Genomic DNA, 17,235 nt, shown 5'->3' with positions numbered 1-17,235 from the left:
TATCGTTGAGCTGCTAGAAGAATTTAACGTTAACAGTGATGGAAATCGTTGCGGTATCGCCAGCCTTGAGGGAAGCCGTATTGGCCTGCAGCAGGTTGATATCCGTGTTTCCGTTAAATGAACTGTTATAGGTGCCGATGTTGGTCAGCGTATGATTGGTAACGGTAAACGTTGCTCCGGCAGGTAAACTCGTTTTGATATTATCTGTCAGCATGATATTGTTGATCTTCACATTATTACCCGGATTGGTAAGGGTAAAGGTGAAGGTCATATCATAGGAGCCATCCGCATTCTGTACCGGCTGCGTAGCTGTTTTAACTACCTTGATACCGCAATCATCTACTGTAACCTGTGCATCGGAAATACTTGGAGGACAAGCACCATTACTGATCGTCCATCTGAAAACATAATTTCCTTTTGCAAGGCCGGTGATATCCGTAGCAGGATTATTCACGTCACTGATTGCCGGCGTCACTCCCGCAGGATTGCTGATCACGGTCCATTTACCGGTACCTGTTGCCGGAACATTCGCCCCAAGCGTGATAGGTGTATAGAGGCAAAGGTTTTGTGCTGCACCAGCTACCGAAAGTGTAGGTTGGGCATACACATTTATCGGAAGGTCGGAATGACTGCTACAGCTGCCATTGGTGATAGTCCAGCGGAACAGGTAAGAACCCGCAGGTACATTACTTACAGTGGTATGCGGATTGGCAGGGTCAAACGATAGGGTTACCGGAGAATTATCGGCATGCGTGATGGTCCAGGCGCCGGTTTCATCGCCTTGCGGCATGTTCGCTGCCAGCGTGATATCCTGTCCGGGACCGGTGGTGATGCACTGTTCACCCTTTACAATATCTCCAATGTTTGCTACTGCCGGATTAGGAGGAGTAGAGGAGATGGTTACATTTACCAGTGCAGTTTTTGATGCACAGACACCATTGGCAACTGTCCAGCGGAAAGTATAGGTGCCTACTATTGCATTCAGCACTTTGGTAGCTGGTGCATTGATACCTTCAATGATAGCAGTACTGCCTGCCGGGGCGTTTTCTATGCTCCAGGTACCTATACCACTAACCGGAGTAACCGCATTCAGCAGGATATTATCTGTACATGCATTGTTCTGATCAGCGCCTGGCTGGGCCGCAGAAGGGTCTGCGGATACAACGATGCGCATGATGTCGGAGTTGCTGGTACAGTAGCCGTTGGAAACGGTCCAGTTAAAGACATAGATACCAGGTACCAGGTTCTGGATGGCGGTAGTAGGAGAAGCCGGATTTACGATTTTCAGGTTGGTGGCTTCTGCTGGTTTGGTATCTACCGTCCAGGTACCTGTACCGTTGGTTGCCGGTGTGGCGTTGAGGGTGGTGTTGATCACTGTTGCCGGTGCCACAAGGCAGAAGGCCTGATCTTCTCCTGCATTGGCTGCTGATGGCAGCGCGCTGGTGATGATGGTGGTTTGTGCACTTGTGCTGGCGCAACCATCGATAGCGCCGATGGTATAATTAAATTGATAGGTATTGCCAGGTGTCATGTTGGTGATCACTGCAGCGTTGCCGGAGTTAGGCGTAATTACCGGGCCGGGATTGCCACTGGTTTGTGTCCAGGTGCCCATACTGCCTTCGTTTCCGCTTACTACTGCCGCTGTGGCGTTACATAATTGTTGTGTAGTGGTTTGCACTTTTGCATTTTCACGAACAGAGATGATCACATCATCTGTACTCACCGGGCAGTCAGGCCCGCTGTTGGCGGTCCAGCGGAGGGTATAGTCGCCGGTCTGTAATTTGGATATCGTGGTTTTAGGATCGGAAGGGTTGGCGAAAGTAGGGTTGGATGGCCCGTTTACTACGCTCCACGTACCGATACCGCTGGTGATGGTGTTGGCGTCGAGGATGGCAGAAGTAGCTCCGCAGATGACCTGCTTTTTGCCTGCATTGGCAGGTGTAGGAGGTGCGGAGATATTATAGGTTACTTCTGCGAAATTGGCTGCACAGGCACCGTTGCTGATCGTCCAGCGGAAAATATATCTGCCGCTGCTGAGATTATTGACAGCAGTGGTATTGGAAGCCGGGTTGCTGATGGTGATACCACCAGGGCCTTGTTGCTGTGTCCAGGTACCAATACCTACCGCAGGTTGATTTCCCTGGAGGTTGAGGGTGGTAGCACCGCACAGACTCTGGCTGCTGCCTGCTGCTGCCGCTGTTGCTCCTGCGGAGATAGTGTAAAGCACCGTATCGCGGGTCTGAGGGCAACCATTTTTGCTCAGACTCCATTCCAGCAGGTAGTTGCCGTCTGGTGCATTGGATACACCGGTATTATTTTTAGTGTTGTCGGCGAAAGTCAGTGTATTGCTGCCAACGATGCTCCACTTGCCGGTTTCGCCGGAAGCAGGAGCATTACCTGCAAGGCTAAACGAAGAGGTGCCGGAAGGCAGACATTTATCCGGGCCGGCATCGGCCTGCTGAGGCCCTGCCGTATTGGAAGTGGTAATATGTACCGACGCAGCACCGGTTCCGCAGCTGTTGCTGATGGTCCAGGTGAAGGTATAGGCCGTATTGGCTGCCAGTCCGTTCACGGTGGCAGCAGGATCATTGACATCGGAGAAGGTAACGCCTGTAGCCGGAGTTACCGTCCAGACGCCGGTTTCATTCAGTTTAGGAAGATTTCCCTGTAGTTTATACGGAGAAGAATTACAGATGGTTACATCCGGGCCGGCTGCCGCAGCAGTCGGGGTTTTATCCGAAACAACTACCTGTACATCGGCCTGTTGGTTCGGACAGCCGGTACCACCGGTGATGATCCAGCGGAAAATATAGGTACCGTTGAGCAGTTGCGATATGAAAGTAGTAGGATTTTTTACATCTGCGATGGTAGCAATGCCCGGGCCACTTACCTGCGACCAGCTGCCATTGCCGATGGCAGGGAGGTTACCTGCCAGGTTGGTGGAGGTAACGTTACAAGCCAGCACCTGTCTGGTACCGGCGTTCGCAGCTGTGGGCGACTGTGATAACTGCACATATACATCTGCGTACTGGTCCTGGCATCCACCCAAACCATTGTTGGTAGTACGTTTTAAACGTACAAGGTAAGTGCCTGGTATAGTATACTGAGGCAGGATCAATGGTTGTCCTGCATCTGCAAAATCCGTTGGCGTCACGCCGGCAGGAGCGCTGATCAGCGCCCACTGTGTTTTGTCGCCACCGGTATAGGAATAGTTTACCGTTACCATCGTGGCGTCGCAAGGCGCTATCAGTGGCGATGCGGCTGTTATAGTTGGAGGTGCCGTGTAGTTGACAGTGAAATCAGCAGCGGTATTGCAACCGGTATTTGGATTGCTGATCGTATAGCGAAATACACTTTTTACACCAGTAAGATTTTTAATTTCTGTAGTAGGACTATTGGGAGATATGATGTCGCCGGTGCCGGAAACGCGTGTCCAGGCAAAGGTTTCGCCTGCATAGGCAGGGGAGAGGCCGGTGATGATGGTAGAGGTGCGGCCATCGCAATAGGTAACGCCGGCATCTTTGGCAACGCTCACCGACTGTGTACCTACAGGTACTTCCAGCAGTACGTCATCCACGCCATTTGCACAGGGGCCCTGCACGGTCCATCTTAATTTGTAGGTGCCTGCCTGGAGGTTGGTCACCGTAGCCTTGTTATCATGGATGTCGCTGAACTTAGGCACAGTAGGGCCGCTGAGTACAGACCAGGTACCTTGCTGGCCGCTGGTACCATTACCGCCATAGGTGGCACTCATGGTGGCCGACTGCGTAGTGGTGTAACAGTTAGTCAGCACCTGGTCAGCGCCGGCATCCACCGGGGATACACCACCCGGTACGGTAATTACTATATCATCTGAACTACGGCAGGAGTTGGTGCTGGTGAGGGTCCAGCGCAGCGTAACGTTGCCCGATTTCTCCGGATCTGCCGTAATAGCCAGGTTCGGGTTATTGCTGTTGGCCATATTGAAGCTGACACCACGCGGATCACCAATAATAGACCAGGTACCGGTTTCACCGGCACCGCCCGCGTTGGCATGCAGCACACTACCGGGAGCGCATACACTGATGTCCGGGCCGGCATTGGCGATGGTAGCAGGATACGTGTTGTAGGTTACTTCATCATAGATGAAAGAACCGTCTTCACATTTCGCTGACAGCCTGAATTTATAGGTCATCCCGGGTGCGTAGCCGCTGACATCAGAAGTAAGACTGTTGGGTGTCTTAATCGTGACAGCCGGGCCGCCTACCTGCGACCATACAGGCTGGATCGCAATGCGGCCGCTGCTTGAGCCAGACAGCATAAATTTATCGTTCGGGCAAACTGAGGTGGTTACACCGGCGTTAATGGTACAGTTCTGTGCAAATAACGCATTTGTCGCTGACAGGCATAAAATGGTCAGGACGAAACTCCGTAGTATTTCGCGCATAGTTAGGAATAGGGAAATAAAAAATTATCTGCTATGTAAAATTATCTGCTACAAAGGTATACACGTTAAATAAAATATAATTCATTTAAGATATATATATTAATTAATGACTTATTTAGAAATGATATATGTAGTTAGTTGATCTATAGATAGATATAAAGTGAAATTATCAGGTTCTTGTTTGTTAGTAATATTATTATTATAAATAATAGATTGAATAATTTAATATGAATGCTATTTTGCTATTACGATTTTGCTATAATTTGAAATGATTTACATAGGAATCCAATCCGTTTTTCGTACCTCCGGCAACGTTAGAAAGCGGTTAAAATTTCGGCATAGACATCCGGTTGTCTGAGATTTATCCGGCTATCATCTGCCATATTATCAACAAAAATTGATCATCTATCTGCCAGCTGATAAAATATCGTCGATCATCTGCCATAATATATTAACAGTAAAAGGAGGAGAAGATACCATCGAAAAAAATATTTATCTATTTAGTCTATAAGACTTGTAGATTAAAAGATTGCGTATTACCTTTGTCCCGATATTGAAAATCAATTGTAGCTATTAATTGCCAAAATCAACAGTAGCGGAGAGAATAGACCATGCCGTAACAGCCATGATTTAAGTCTGCACAAAAAAATTCGAAATTAATATGATAAACCTGAAGAGGCTCATAGGCCTGGTGACAGCGCTATGCTGGCTGCAGCAAGCTATTGCCCAGGATGTACGGGTAAGCGGGGTGGTAACCTCCCGCAGCGATGCCCAGCGTATACCCGGCGCCGTTATCCGTGTGAAAGGAACAAGCACCGGTACACAAACCGACGCCGATGGCCGCTACGTCATCACAGCACATGAAAAAGACACCCTCCAGGTTTCCTTCCTGGGATTTGTTTCCTCCAACGTAGTGGTAGGCAGCAATCATGTCATCAATATATTCCTGGAAAATACAGACCAGAAGCTGAATGAAGTGGTGGTAACCGCACTGGGCATCTCCAGGGAAAAGAAATCTCTCGGATATGCAGTGCAGGAGCTGAAATCAAAGGATATCTCCGAGGCAAAGGAAACCAACCTGGTAAATGCCCTCTCCGGTAAAATTGCTGGTGTACAGGTAACCAACAGCCAGGGAAATATGGGTTCTTCCCGTATCGTTATCCGCGGCGAAACTTCTATTGCAGGCAACAACCAGCCACTCTTTGTACTGGATGGCGTACCGGTAGATAACAGCCAGCTGGGCGTAGGTACCGGCCGCGATTTTGCCAACGCCATCTCTGATATCAATCCTGACGACATCGCGGCCATCAGCGTGCTGAAAGGCCCCAACGCAGCGGCATTGTACGGTTCCCGTGCATCCGGTGGCGTTATCGTCATCAAAACAAAAACAGGAAAAGATACCAAAGGCGGTTTAGGCGTTACCGTTAACTCAGGCGCTACCTTCGACAAAGTACTGATCCTGCCCGACTTCCAGAACTCCTACGGACAAGGTACCGGCGGACAGTTCTCCTATGTAGATGGTAAAGGCGGCGGACTCAATGATGGTGTAGACGAAAGCTGGGGCCCGAAAATGGACGGACGTCTTATTCCGCAGTTCTTCTCTAATGGTGAAGCAGTACCATTTGTAGCACATCCCAACAACGTAAAGGATTTCTACGTGACCGGCTATACGCTGAATAACGGGGTTTCTGTTGGAGGTGCTACCGAAAAATCTGACTACCGCTTCTCTTATAATAATACCAAACAACAGGGTATCCTGCCTAATACCGGCATCACCCGCAATACCTTCGTTGCCAGCAACAACTTCCATATCACGCCTAAACTGACGCTCAGCACCTATGCCAACTATGTTAGCAGTGGTGCAGACAACCTCCCGGGTGTGGATGGTAAACGCGGTAACAGCGTGACCCTGCAGTTTATCTGGTTTGGTCGCCAGGTGGATGTGGAAAGACTGAAAAACTATAAGGCCGCTGATGGCACCGATTATAACTGGAACCACAGCTACTATAGCAACCCTTACTGGATCCAGAACGAAAATACCGCGGGTATGCAGCGTCACCGCTTCCTCGGAAATGCACGCCTGTCGTACGAAATACAGCCATGGCTGACAGCCGGTTTCCGCATTGGTACCGACTACTACCAGGACCGCCGTAAATACCGTGTGGCATATTATACCAATGGTACGCCATTTGGATCCTATACGGAGGATGCCTACGCTGTCAATGAAACCAATGGTGAGTTTACGCTGAACGCTAAAAAGAAGCTGGGCCGCGGATTTGATATCGATGTGCTGGCAGGTGGTAACCTCCGCACCAATCAGTTCGAACAAAACTACCAGCAGGCGCCACGCCTCGCAATGAAAGGCCTCTATACGCTGAACAACTCCCGCGATCCGCTGGTGTCTACGAACCTGCTCAACAGGCAGAAAGTATACAGTGCCTTCGGTTCTGCGCAGGTGGGCTACCGCAACTATGCTTTCGTGAACCTCACCGCACGTAACGACTGGTCATCAACCTTACCGGTATCTTACTTCTATCCGTCCGTGAATGCGAGCCTGGTACTCTCCGAAGCCCTGCACCTGGAAAGCAATACACTCTCGCTGCTGAAACTCCGTGGCGGATGGGCACAGGTAGGTAAAGACACCGATCCTTATCAGCAGGTGAATACCTATCCTTTCAGTACTCCATTTGGATCGCAGCCACTGCTGACGGTTTCAGATAAATATCTTATCAAAAATATCAAACCGGAGATCACCACTTCTACAGAACTTGGTGTGGAAGCAGGTTTCTTTAAAAACAGGGCGAAGGTAGATGTGACCTATTACAATACCCTCAGCCGCAACCAGATACTGCTGGCGGATGTAAGTGCTTCTACCGGCTACCTGAAGAAACTGCTGAACAGCGGTGAACTGAAAAATCATGGTATAGAAATCCAGCTGGGTGGCACACCATATATTTCCCGTTCCGGTTTTCGTTGGGACGTCAGCGTTAACTACGCCAGAAATGTGAGTGAAGTGGTATCGCTGGATAGCGACGGCTTCCTGAACAACTATGTACTGGGAAGTTCCGGTAATATCCAGGTGATAGCCACTACCGGACAGCGTTACGGCGCCTTGTTCGGTACTGCGTACGCACGTGATGCCCAGGGGCGTATCATCGTAGATGCCAACGGCCGCCCGCAGACAGACCCCAACAAAAAAGTGCTGGGCTATTTCACGCCGAACTGGACGGGAAGTATCAGCAACAACTTCTCCTTTAAAGGTTTTAGTCTGAGCTTCCTCATCGATACCAAACAGGGTGGTTCCATCTGGTCAGGTACCAATTCTACAGGTATGGGTACCGGCGTACTGGCCGCTACCATGCCGGGAAGAGATGCAGAAAACGGTGGTTTGCCTTATTACTATGATGGCAAACAGAATGTACAGCTGGCGTCGCATGATGCTACTGCCCCGAATGGCGCTGTGGTAAAACATGATGGTATCATCTTCGATGGTTATACAGTGGATGGCAAGAAAAATACGGCTATACTGTCGGCACAGGACTACTACAAAGCGAAATACAGCAGCAACCTGAATGAGAGTGCCATCTATGATGCATCTTTTGTTAAGCTGAGAGAAATAAAAATAGGATATGCCCTGCCACAGTCACTCGTAAAGAAATGGGGATTGCAGGCAGTAAACATTGCGCTGGTAGGCAGAAACCTTGGTTACCTGAGCAAGCATACCCCTAACATTGATCCTGAAACGGCCTTTAATACCGGCAACGGGCAGGGACTGGAAACATTACAGATCCCGACTACCCGCAGCTATGGTTTTAACCTGAATGTTTCATTTTAATTTTCCAATCATGAAGAAGTGGCTTATTCCATTTTATATACTCACAGCAGCCCTGGCATTTGCAGGATGCCGCAAAGACCTGGACCGTATCAATATTAACCCGAACGAGGCAACGTCGCCGGATATCGAATACCTTTTCGCCAATGGTATCAAAGCTAACGCTGATACCTACTGGGGTACAGATGCTACCATGGAAACGAGTCTGCTCTACGTGCAGTACTGGGCTAAAATCCAGTATCCCGATCCGGACCGCTACATTCCGGCCAGCACCAATATCCAGAATGTCTGGAACAACTTCTATTCCCAGGGTATCACGGATTTTACCACCGTTATACAACTGGGTGATAGTCTGAAACAGCCTGGCTACAAGGCAGCCGGTATTATCATGCGTTCCTGGATTTTTCAGGTGCTGACAGACCTTTACGGTGATATCCCCTATACACAGGCAGGCCAGATCGAAAAATATCTTACGCCTAAATATGATGCACAGCAGGATGTTTACAATGGCTTGCTCACGGAACTGAAGCAGGCGGTCACCATCATTGATGCCAATCCTGGGGCCACCATTAATGGCGACTCCCTGTTGGTAGGTAAGCTGCAAAGCTGGAAGAAATTTGCCAATGGCCTGCGTTCCCGCATAGCACTGCGTATCGCCGACCGTGATCCTGCCGGGGCTCAGAAAGTATTTGCTGACCTCCAGGCAGAAGGGAATGTTTTCTTTGCGGATGGCGACAGGGATGCAAGACTGAACTATCTGGCTTCTCCTTCTCAGAACCCGGTAGGCAAAAACCGTGAAACACGTAACGATTATCGTATAAGCAAAACCGTTATAGACTACCTGCAAAACCTGAACGACCCACGTTTACCGGTATACGCAGCCAAACCTGCCAACGGTGGCCCTTACCTGGGTGTTACCAACGGCCTTTCTGCTGATTCGGCATCCCGCCTTGGTTTTACCAAAACCTCAGACGTAGGTGCAGCCTTCACCGCCTCACAGGCGCCGGCATTGCTGTTTACCTATGCAGAGCAGCTGTTTATCCTGGCAGAAGCGGCACAACGTGGCCTGTATAACGGTGACGCAGCTACGCTGTACAACCAGGCTGTACGCGCTGCCTTCAAGCAATACAGTATCACTGGCGCTACGGTAGATGCCTATCTTGCACAACCTGCCGTACAGTACAATGCAGCAAACTATAAAAAATCAATAGGAGAGCAGAAATGGCTGGCGCTCTTCAGCGAAGGACTGGAAGCCTTTGCAGAGTGGAGAAGACTGGATTATCCGCAGCTGACGCCGGCATACACAGGCGTGCTGTCTGGCAAAATTCCTGTCCGGCTCACCTATCCTTCCAGTGAACAGGCCTTGAACGGCAAGAACTATAAAGCAGCAGTAGCGCACCAGGGTACAGACCTGCTCACTACTAAAGTCTGGTTCGACATGTACTAAGCAGTTAATAGCTATACATATACAAAGGACGGTACTTCTCAGGAAGTGCCGTCCTTTATCTTTTTGTGATGCGATAGGTTTTCAGGTTAATACGCCTAACATTGTTCTGACAGTGGATGACGATATTGCCAACGAGTAAAACCATGCGAACCCATGAAAATAGCAAACCTGGAAACCCAGCTGAAAACGCTGCACATTCCCCATTTCAGCCTTCCCTGGCAGCCAGCCATTTCCCCTTATGTGGAAAGCACAGAAAAAGATATGCTCTCCTGGGCGGCCAGCTATGGGCTCTTTTTAAATGATGACTATGAAAAACGGGTAGTACGCACCCGCTATGCCTGGCTGGCAGCGAGGTGTTATCCCAACGCCACCAGGGAGCTGTTGCAGGTGATCGCGGATTATTTTGTATGGTTTTTTCTGGTAGATGATCTTTTTGTAGATCGGGTAGAAACCCTTTCTGCGGATACCTTACCCCATCTCACTGCCATGATAGACGTCATGGATTTCAATAAAGCAGGCCCGCATCCGGTATACGGAGAACTCGCCTGGCTGGATGTTTGCCAGCGTTTACTCCGGCTACTCAGCGCCGAACATTTCGAACGGTTTGCACAAGGGATGCGCTTGTGGGCCACTACTGCCGGACTACAGATCCTGAACCACCTCAACGCCCAATCTGCCGACATGCGCCTGTATGAATCCATCCGCCGCCATACCAGTGGTATGAACCCCTGCATGGCCCTGAGTGATGTGGCCAATGCCGGACCGGTAGATCCCGCAATTTATCATAGCCCTGCCATACAGCAACTATGCCGGTATACCAATAACATCGTGTGCTGGAGCAACGACATACAAAGTGTTGGCATTGAAGCGCAACAGCCAGGTCAGTTCAGGAATATGGTTCTCATATACGCAGAACAGGGGCATACTTTACAGGAGGGCGTTGATTATACAGCAACACGTGTGTACGAAGAACTGGCACGCTTCATCATCAGCAGCGATGAATTGCTTGCCACCGCAGATGCACCACTAAAGGGCCTGATAGATGGCCTGAAGTATTGGATGAAAGGATATATGGATTGGGTTAACCTGGATACTTTACGTTATAGCGCAGTATTTGCCGCTGATGATGCAGATGACAGCGGTCTGTTATAAATCTTTACTATGAAAAATACTAACCCCGTAGAAAACCTGGCTGGGATTACTATTCCAGCTATAACAATACCCTGGCCTGGCGCTATCTCCCCATTGGTGGAAGACATAGAAACCGGTATGCTGCAATGGGCTGCCGAATTCGGACTGATTGTTAACCCAACGCATGCCGCACGTATCAGGCGGTCAAAATTTGCCTGGTTTGTAGCCCGCAGTTATCCCAATGCAGACATCACCCTGTTGCAAATGGCGGCTGATTATGGCATCTGGTTGTTTCTGGTAGATGATATGTTGATAGACCGTATGGAAATGAGCCCGCAGGAGAGAGTTACCAGCCTCAGTGCACTCCTGGATATACTGGATCTGGAAAAGGCCGGACAGCACCCTGTTTACGGAGAGCTGGCGTTGCTGGACCTCTGCCGGCGTTTCAGGAAAAACATGAACACAACATCCTGTAACAGGATGATGCAGGCCATCCGTTTATGGGCCGCTGCCGCAGGTTTGCAGATACTGGACCATGAAAGGGCAGAAACGCCTGCATTAAGTACCTATGTAACCATCAGGCGTTATATCGGTGCAGTAGAAACAACGATCTCCCTGAATGATGTGCTGAACTACAAGCCGGTTACTGATGCGGTGTACAATAGCCCTGAAGTTTATCAGCTCAGGTTGATCGTCAATAACGTGATAGCATGGGGAAATGATGTCCATAGTGCCATTATTGAGGCACAACAGCCTGGCCATTTCAGGAATATGCCATTAATCTATGCCTCGCAGGGCCACACGCTCCAGGAAGGAATCACTTTTACTGTTGATAATGTTTACCAGGAAATAGCCAGGTTTTCGGAGATTGAAGCCAGCATCAGTACCCATGCTGATGAAGCGCTCCTGAACCTGATACAAGGCTTTAAAGATTGTATTTCCGGGTACTACAACTGGGTGTTGCTGGATACACAGCGCTATTCAAAAGAACATATGGCCATGGATGCCAATGATAGTAAGTCGATATAACGAACAAAGTCTGGTTCGATATTAAAAAGGCCGGTCTCTCAGCAATAGAGACCGGCCTTTTTAATATTTTATAGTGGATGATTTTATGGAAGATAGGTGAAATTCAATGAGTCTGTACGAGAACTAGTTACTCCGTCAACAGCGTATACTTCGGCACTTACCGGGTAATTGCGATCATTGTATTTATATTTATAAAAAATCGATCCGGAATTTCCTCCGGTAGGATTACCTGCTTTTTCGTCTGTAATATTGTTGGCAGACAGATATCTCGCGGGGTCTTCCCATTTTTTGGTACCTACAGGTATATCTTGTTGTGGGTTGATTTTATTATCATACTTGTAGTTCTTGATAAAAAACAACTTACCATCTTTATCGTAACAATCTATTCTGGTCAGATTCATGCTGTCCCAGGTATATTTATTCAGTCCGGCATACATCTTATCGCTACCGATGTATATGCGGGCTTCAATGATCCTGTGCTGGTTATCAAATACATTCTTAGCATCATTGAAACTAAAGTTTCCTGCAGAATCATACATGGCATCGAATTTTACAGTCCCAAATGTTAAAGAGGAGAGTTTGTCATTGTTGTAAATGTACAGTGCATCCCAATTCAAGTAAGGTCCCATTGTCATAAAGCTGGCAGTTCGCTTAATGGTCATATCGGTATTATATTCCATCACGGTACTATCCCAATCTCCCTTTATTAAAGTAAGATACATTTTAGAAGGCTTGGCGGGACCATCGGAAGATTTGGAGCAGGATACAGCTACAGCTGAAATCATGGCCATGGCCATTAAGATTTTTTTCATAGGTTAAGTTATTTAAGACGGCGCGAAACTATAACATTTTATTATATTAAAAGAGTATTGTCCGACTAAAAAATGGTTTACAATAATTAAAAACAAAAACTACCAGATATACTATTTATCTTGTTATAGAAATTACAAGAAACCAGAATCAGCTTTACAGCCTGTCATGATAAGAATGTTTATACCCGTGCATTCCAGGCGAAAGTAACATACAGTAGCAGAACAATGAAAAGACTATTATTTGTCGTATCAGTGATGTTGGTGTTGACCCGTGGCGTAGCAGCGCAACAACTTTCAGGAAAAGTTACTGACAGTATCCATCAGCCACTGGCAGGTGTTGTCGTGAGCCTGTTCAGGGATACTGCATTGGTGACCTACCAGATTACCGATAACCAGGGAAATTATAGTTTTATGCAGATGACCACCGGCACCAGGTACCGGCTGGCATTGATGCATACAGGGTATGGCCGGATTGATACAAGTCTGCTATTTACAAAAGATATAACGTTGTCGCATATACTGAGCAGAAAGATCGTTGAACTGAAAGCGGTAGCCGTCAACAGTGACAAGCCGATGATAGAAAAACGGGCCGACCGGCTGGTATTTAATGTAAGCCAGTCGATAACAGCCTCCCGTGGCGATGCAATGGATGTGCTGGCCGTTGCGCCGCTGGTGCGGGTAGAGCAGGATCAGATAGCCATTGTGGGCAAAGGTGGTGTTGATGTGCTGATCAACGACAGAAGGGTACATCTTTCTGGTGCAGAGCTGGCGGACTACCTGAAGAGTATACCATCCACCAGCATTGAAAGAGTGGAAATTATTACTTCTCCGCCAGCGCGGTATAGTGCCGCCGGCAATGCAGGCCTGCTGAATATCGTACTGAAAAAGCCCATGAAAGACGCCTGGAATGCAGGCATACGTTCCACCTCAACGCTGACTACCTACCTGACGGAAAACCTGGGCCTGACCTTCAATATGCAAAGAAAGAAACTGGGACTCAGCGCCAGTCTCAATGGTAACTATGGCTCCATGAAATTTACCGAGGAGCCACTGATAAACTATACCGATGAAACCTGGAGTACCAGTAGCATCCGGCGCAGTTATGCGAAGTCGCTTAATGCCCGTGTACTGGGCGACTACCAGGTGAATTCAAAATTTGTACTGGGCTTCCAGGTGTATGCAAGTACCAATGCACCTGAGTCAAATGATATTACCAATACCTTTATCAGCGCGCATGGCCGCCCGGATTCGCTCCTGAATGGCGGTGGTACTACTTCTTCACAAACCAGCAGTGGCTCCGTAAATATTAATGGTACCTATAAACTGGGTAAGAACAATGATCGTATCCAGGTAGATATAGACTATTTTGGCAACAACCGGGATAACTACCGCGGTTATATCTCCAATGCCAGCGTACCCGCCATACAACACGATCTGGGCGAAGTATGGAATTCGCTTAATACGACGCAGAACCAGTTCGGTAACTACTCCCTGAATATAGACGTGGCACAGCATGCAGGCAAAACAGCTCTCAGCTATGGCGCCAATGCGATGTCTTCCAGAAATATAAACAGTCTGCAGGCGTTAGGTATAAAAGATAAAACCAATACTGTTATAGATGACAATGATAAATTTTCATTTACAGAACAGACATTGGCCCTGTTTGCAGATGCAGACCGGGAGTTGGGCCGTTTTGAAATAAAGGCAGGCCTGAGAGGAGAGTATACCTTCAGTAAAGGTGAATCTGCTTCGCTGGGCCAGGTAAGAAATAACCAGTATTTCAACCTGTTCCCTACGTTTTATACAACTTATTTTTTTGCAAAAGAGCAGCAGTTTTCGTTTAGCTATAACCGTAGGATAGAAAGGCCGGGCTATAATAGCCTGAATCCTTTTCAGCGATATATCAGCCAGAATTATTATTCCGTAGGTAATCCCTATCTCTTGCCATGGTACAGCAATAACCTGGAACTTGGCTATAATAAAGGCAACCTGGTGGTCCAGGCATTTCTCAATAGTGCTACTAACGGAATCGCGCAAACGGCAATCCCCATCCCGGCTACTAAAATGGTAGTAGACACGGCGCAGAATTTCTACGACGCCATTAATGCCGGTATATCTGGTTCCTGGTTTATAAAGCCTGTTTCCTGGTGGGAATGCAGGAATGATGTTAGTGGCTATTATGTGGGCATCAACCAATACCGGCCAGACCTGGTGGCTAATTCCAACTCCCTGACCTGGTATATCAGAACAGACAATACCTTTAAGCTGAATAGCCAGGTATACTGGAACCTCAGCTTTTTCTATTATTCTCCTGAAGTGATGGGTATCTTTTATAGAAGTAGCCGCTACAGCCTAGGCACAGGATGGCGTTACCGTCCTTCTTCATCCTGGGAGATTTCCCTTTTTGCCAGTGACATCCTGAGAACAGCACAGTCTACACTCAAAGCCAATGTAAACGGCGTCGCAGAATATTACAAAAACTATTACGATAACAGGAACCTGCGACTGGTACTATATTACAAACTGGGCAACGCGAAGATAAATACAAAACAACGCGGCCTCGCCAACGACACCGAAAAGCAAAGAGCGAATTAACCTAACGCCTATACGTTTTTCTCCGGCCTGTTAACAGGCTGTTAAGCAATGGTAGTCACCATCGCAGCGTATCTCTCTATGCTGCTCATTTTCAGCCATTCCCGTTTATTCAGCGCAGGAGCTCCTCAGTAGAGATCTGCGTTTTTTTACTATTTATCCAGTGGGGCATTCTCCAATTTTACAGCACTGGATAAAAATATGCATGATAGATCAATACTTGTCGTTCATAACCTACTTATGCCCTGATTTATGAACCCCGGAAAAGTTGTGTTTTTGTTTCTCTGTCTGTTTACTGTTCATACCATACAGGCGCAGGACCTCAGTACTATTGGAAAACAACGCCCTTTTACCATTCATGGTAATGTGGGCGCGGGTTTTAATTTCTATTCCTCAAATGAATCTGTTAAAACGCAGCCCCCGTTTGCGTGGAATATCTATGGCAATTTTACGCCTACCGTATATGGGATCGCGTTACCGGTTACTTTTATTGTCAACCAATACAGCAATAGCTATACGTCTCCGTTTACACAGTTCGGTATCAGTCCCACCTACAAATGGATTAAGCTCCATTTAGGCTACAGGAATATCAGCTTCTCCCCATTAACCTACGATGGGCAAAGCTTTCGCGGGGCAGGCCTGGAGCTAAACCCTGGAAAGTTCCGCTTCGGGGCATTTATCGGCAAGCTGAATAAGGCCGTGAATGAAGACACAACCAGCGGCAAATATACCATGCCGCAGTATAGCCGTTTGGGTTATGGTGTCCGCATCGGGGTAGGTACCAGCAGCAGCCACTTCGACCTGATGTATTTTCATGCGAAAGATGACAGCAGCTCCGCCATGGTGATCAATAAGCTGAGTAACCCGCCACCACAGGAGAATGCGGTACTGGGCGCCTCCTGGAAACTAACCTTTTTTAAGAAGCTGATCTGGTCCGCAGACCTGGCAGTGAGTGGTATTACCATGGACTTACATGCTGATAAAACAGCGGTGGATTCTACCAATGCCACACTCAAATTCATCGCTGGCCTGCTGCCTTACAACAACAGCAGTCAGGCTACCTGGGCCGGACAAACAAACCTGTCACTTAACCTGCCAGGGGCGAGTACAGCATTGGGTTTCAGAAGAGTGCAGCCCGACTTTAAATCACTGGGAACACCCTATATGATCAATGATGTACAAATCATTTCCCTGACAAACAGTGATAATTTTCTCAAAGGAAAAATAAATCTCAGCGATAATTTCAATCTGCAACATAATAACCTGACACATAAGCTGGCAGGGGAACTGCAAACATTCACCGGAAATGTAAATGCCAATTTTGTTGTCAATACACACCTCAACCTCAATGCCGGCATTTCAGGCTATCGCCTGTATATGGCCGATGGCGCCGCTCCTGTAAAGGATTCTGTGCGTACAAACCAATATATCCTGCAACTGAATTTTACTCCTTCCTATACTTTTATCAAGGGAACAGATGTACATACCATCAATTCCAATATCAATTATTCTACACTGAATGATAAAAATATAGTGACCTCTCCCCAGACTACCAGCAACAACCTGGCGGTATCCCTGAACTACAGCTGGGCACTTACCCAACGGAATATGAACCTGCTCTGCGGTGCGCAGTATTTCAGGTATAACCAGGCAGATAACGGCTACAATTCCCTGGGTATAAACCTCGGCGGTGGCGGGCAACTCCTGAAAGATAAAAAACTCAGTTTACAGGGAACATTGGGCTATCTGCACAGCCAGTATGCATCCGGCAGCAGTACGGGCAATTTTACGTTTTCCTTCAGCAGCGGCTATCATACGGGAGCGCATAGCTTCAATCTCTTTGCCAACTACGTGATTACGCCACAGAATAATATCAATGCGGCTATTAATGCTATCAACCATGTGCCATATGCTGTTACCACCAGTAATCTCGCCGGAGGTGCATCGTACAATTATAATTTCTAAA

At 47.8% G+C, this 17,235-nt stretch carries 8 protein-coding genes; 6 read left to right on the top strand and 2 right to left on the bottom strand.

All coding sequences use genetic code 11. The features are described from left to right. Positions 1 to 13: 13 nt before the first annotated feature. Positions 14 to 4,426, bottom strand: a complete 4,413-nt coding sequence (locus F3J22_RS23405; RefSeq protein ID WP_167020347.1) for a hypothetical protein — start codon at positions 4,424 to 4,426, stop codon at positions 14 to 16. 661 nt (positions 4,427 to 5,087) lie between these two features. Between F3J22_RS23405 and F3J22_RS23400 the strand changes: the two genes are divergently transcribed. From F3J22_RS23400 to F3J22_RS23385, 4 genes are all read left to right on the top strand, one after another. Beyond that, positions 5,088 to 8,261, top strand: coding sequence for a SusC/RagA family TonB-linked outer membrane protein (locus F3J22_RS23400; protein ID WP_167020346.1), 3,174 nt, complete (start codon positions 5,088 to 5,090; stop codon positions 8,259 to 8,261). A gap of 10 nt (positions 8,262 to 8,271) precedes the next feature. Then, positions 8,272 to 9,705, top strand: a complete 1,434-nt coding sequence (locus F3J22_RS23395; RefSeq protein ID WP_167020345.1) for a SusD/RagB family nutrient-binding outer membrane lipoprotein — start codon at positions 8,272 to 8,274, stop codon at positions 9,703 to 9,705. A gap of 153 nt (positions 9,706 to 9,858) precedes the next feature. Continuing rightward, positions 9,859 to 10,857, top strand: a complete 999-nt coding sequence (locus F3J22_RS23390; RefSeq protein ID WP_167020344.1) for a sesquiterpene cyclase — start codon at positions 9,859 to 9,861, stop codon at positions 10,855 to 10,857. Between the two features lie 9 nt (positions 10,858 to 10,866). Beyond that, on the top strand, positions 10,867 to 11,865 hold the full coding sequence (locus tag F3J22_RS23385; RefSeq protein WP_167020343.1) for a sesquiterpene cyclase: 999 nt from the start codon (positions 10,867 to 10,869) through the stop codon (positions 11,863 to 11,865). Between the two features lie 83 nt (positions 11,866 to 11,948). On the opposite strand, the gene F3J22_RS23380 is transcribed toward F3J22_RS23385, so the two are convergent. Further along, on the bottom strand, positions 11,949 to 12,677 hold the full coding sequence (locus F3J22_RS23380) for a hypothetical protein (RefSeq protein WP_167020342.1): 729 nt from the start codon (positions 12,675 to 12,677) through the stop codon (positions 11,949 to 11,951). Between the two features lie 225 nt (positions 12,678 to 12,902). Here F3J22_RS23380 and F3J22_RS23375 point away from each other — a divergent pair, with 225 nt between their 5' ends. Beyond that, positions 12,903 to 15,272, top strand: a complete 2,370-nt coding sequence (locus tag F3J22_RS23375; RefSeq protein ID WP_167020341.1) for an outer membrane beta-barrel protein — start codon at positions 12,903 to 12,905, stop codon at positions 15,270 to 15,272. A 249-nt stretch (positions 15,273 to 15,521) separates the two neighbouring features. Next, positions 15,522 to 17,234, top strand: coding sequence for a hypothetical protein (locus tag F3J22_RS23370; RefSeq protein ID WP_167020340.1), 1,713 nt, complete (start codon positions 15,522 to 15,524; stop codon positions 17,232 to 17,234). Position 17,235: the final 1 nt, after the last annotated feature.

Origin of the sequence: Chitinophaga sp. Cy-1792 (genome assembly GCF_011752935.1) — a bacterium.
Lineage (GTDB): Bacteria > Bacteroidota > Bacteroidia > Chitinophagales > Chitinophagaceae > Chitinophaga.
Note: the sequence above shows the minus strand (reverse complement) of the source record. Positions and strands in the feature narration are given on the sequence as shown.

What these genes read in the sequence shown, in the direction of transcription:
- F3J22_RS23405 (WP_167020347.1), bottom strand. Translation starts at nt 4,426, where the DNA reads ATGCGCGAAATACTACGGAGTTTCGTCCTGACCATTTTATGCCTGTCA.
- F3J22_RS23400 (WP_167020346.1), top strand. Translation starts at nt 5,088, where the DNA reads ATGATAAACCTGAAGAGGCTCATAGGCCTGGTGACAGCGCTATGCTGG.
- F3J22_RS23395 (WP_167020345.1), top strand. Translation starts at nt 8,272, where the DNA reads ATGAAGAAGTGGCTTATTCCATTTTATATACTCACAGCAGCCCTGGCA.
- F3J22_RS23390 (WP_167020344.1), top strand. Translation starts at nt 9,859, where the DNA reads ATGAAAATAGCAAACCTGGAAACCCAGCTGAAAACGCTGCACATTCCC.
- F3J22_RS23385 (WP_167020343.1), top strand. Translation starts at nt 10,867, where the DNA reads ATGAAAAATACTAACCCCGTAGAAAACCTGGCTGGGATTACTATTCCA.
- F3J22_RS23380 (WP_167020342.1), bottom strand. Translation starts at nt 12,677, where the DNA reads ATGAAAAAAATCTTAATGGCCATGGCCATGATTTCAGCTGTAGCTGTA.
- F3J22_RS23375 (WP_167020341.1), top strand. Translation starts at nt 12,903, where the DNA reads ATGAAAAGACTATTATTTGTCGTATCAGTGATGTTGGTGTTGACCCGT.
- F3J22_RS23370 (WP_167020340.1), top strand. Translation starts at nt 15,522, where the DNA reads ATGAACCCCGGAAAAGTTGTGTTTTTGTTTCTCTGTCTGTTTACTGTT.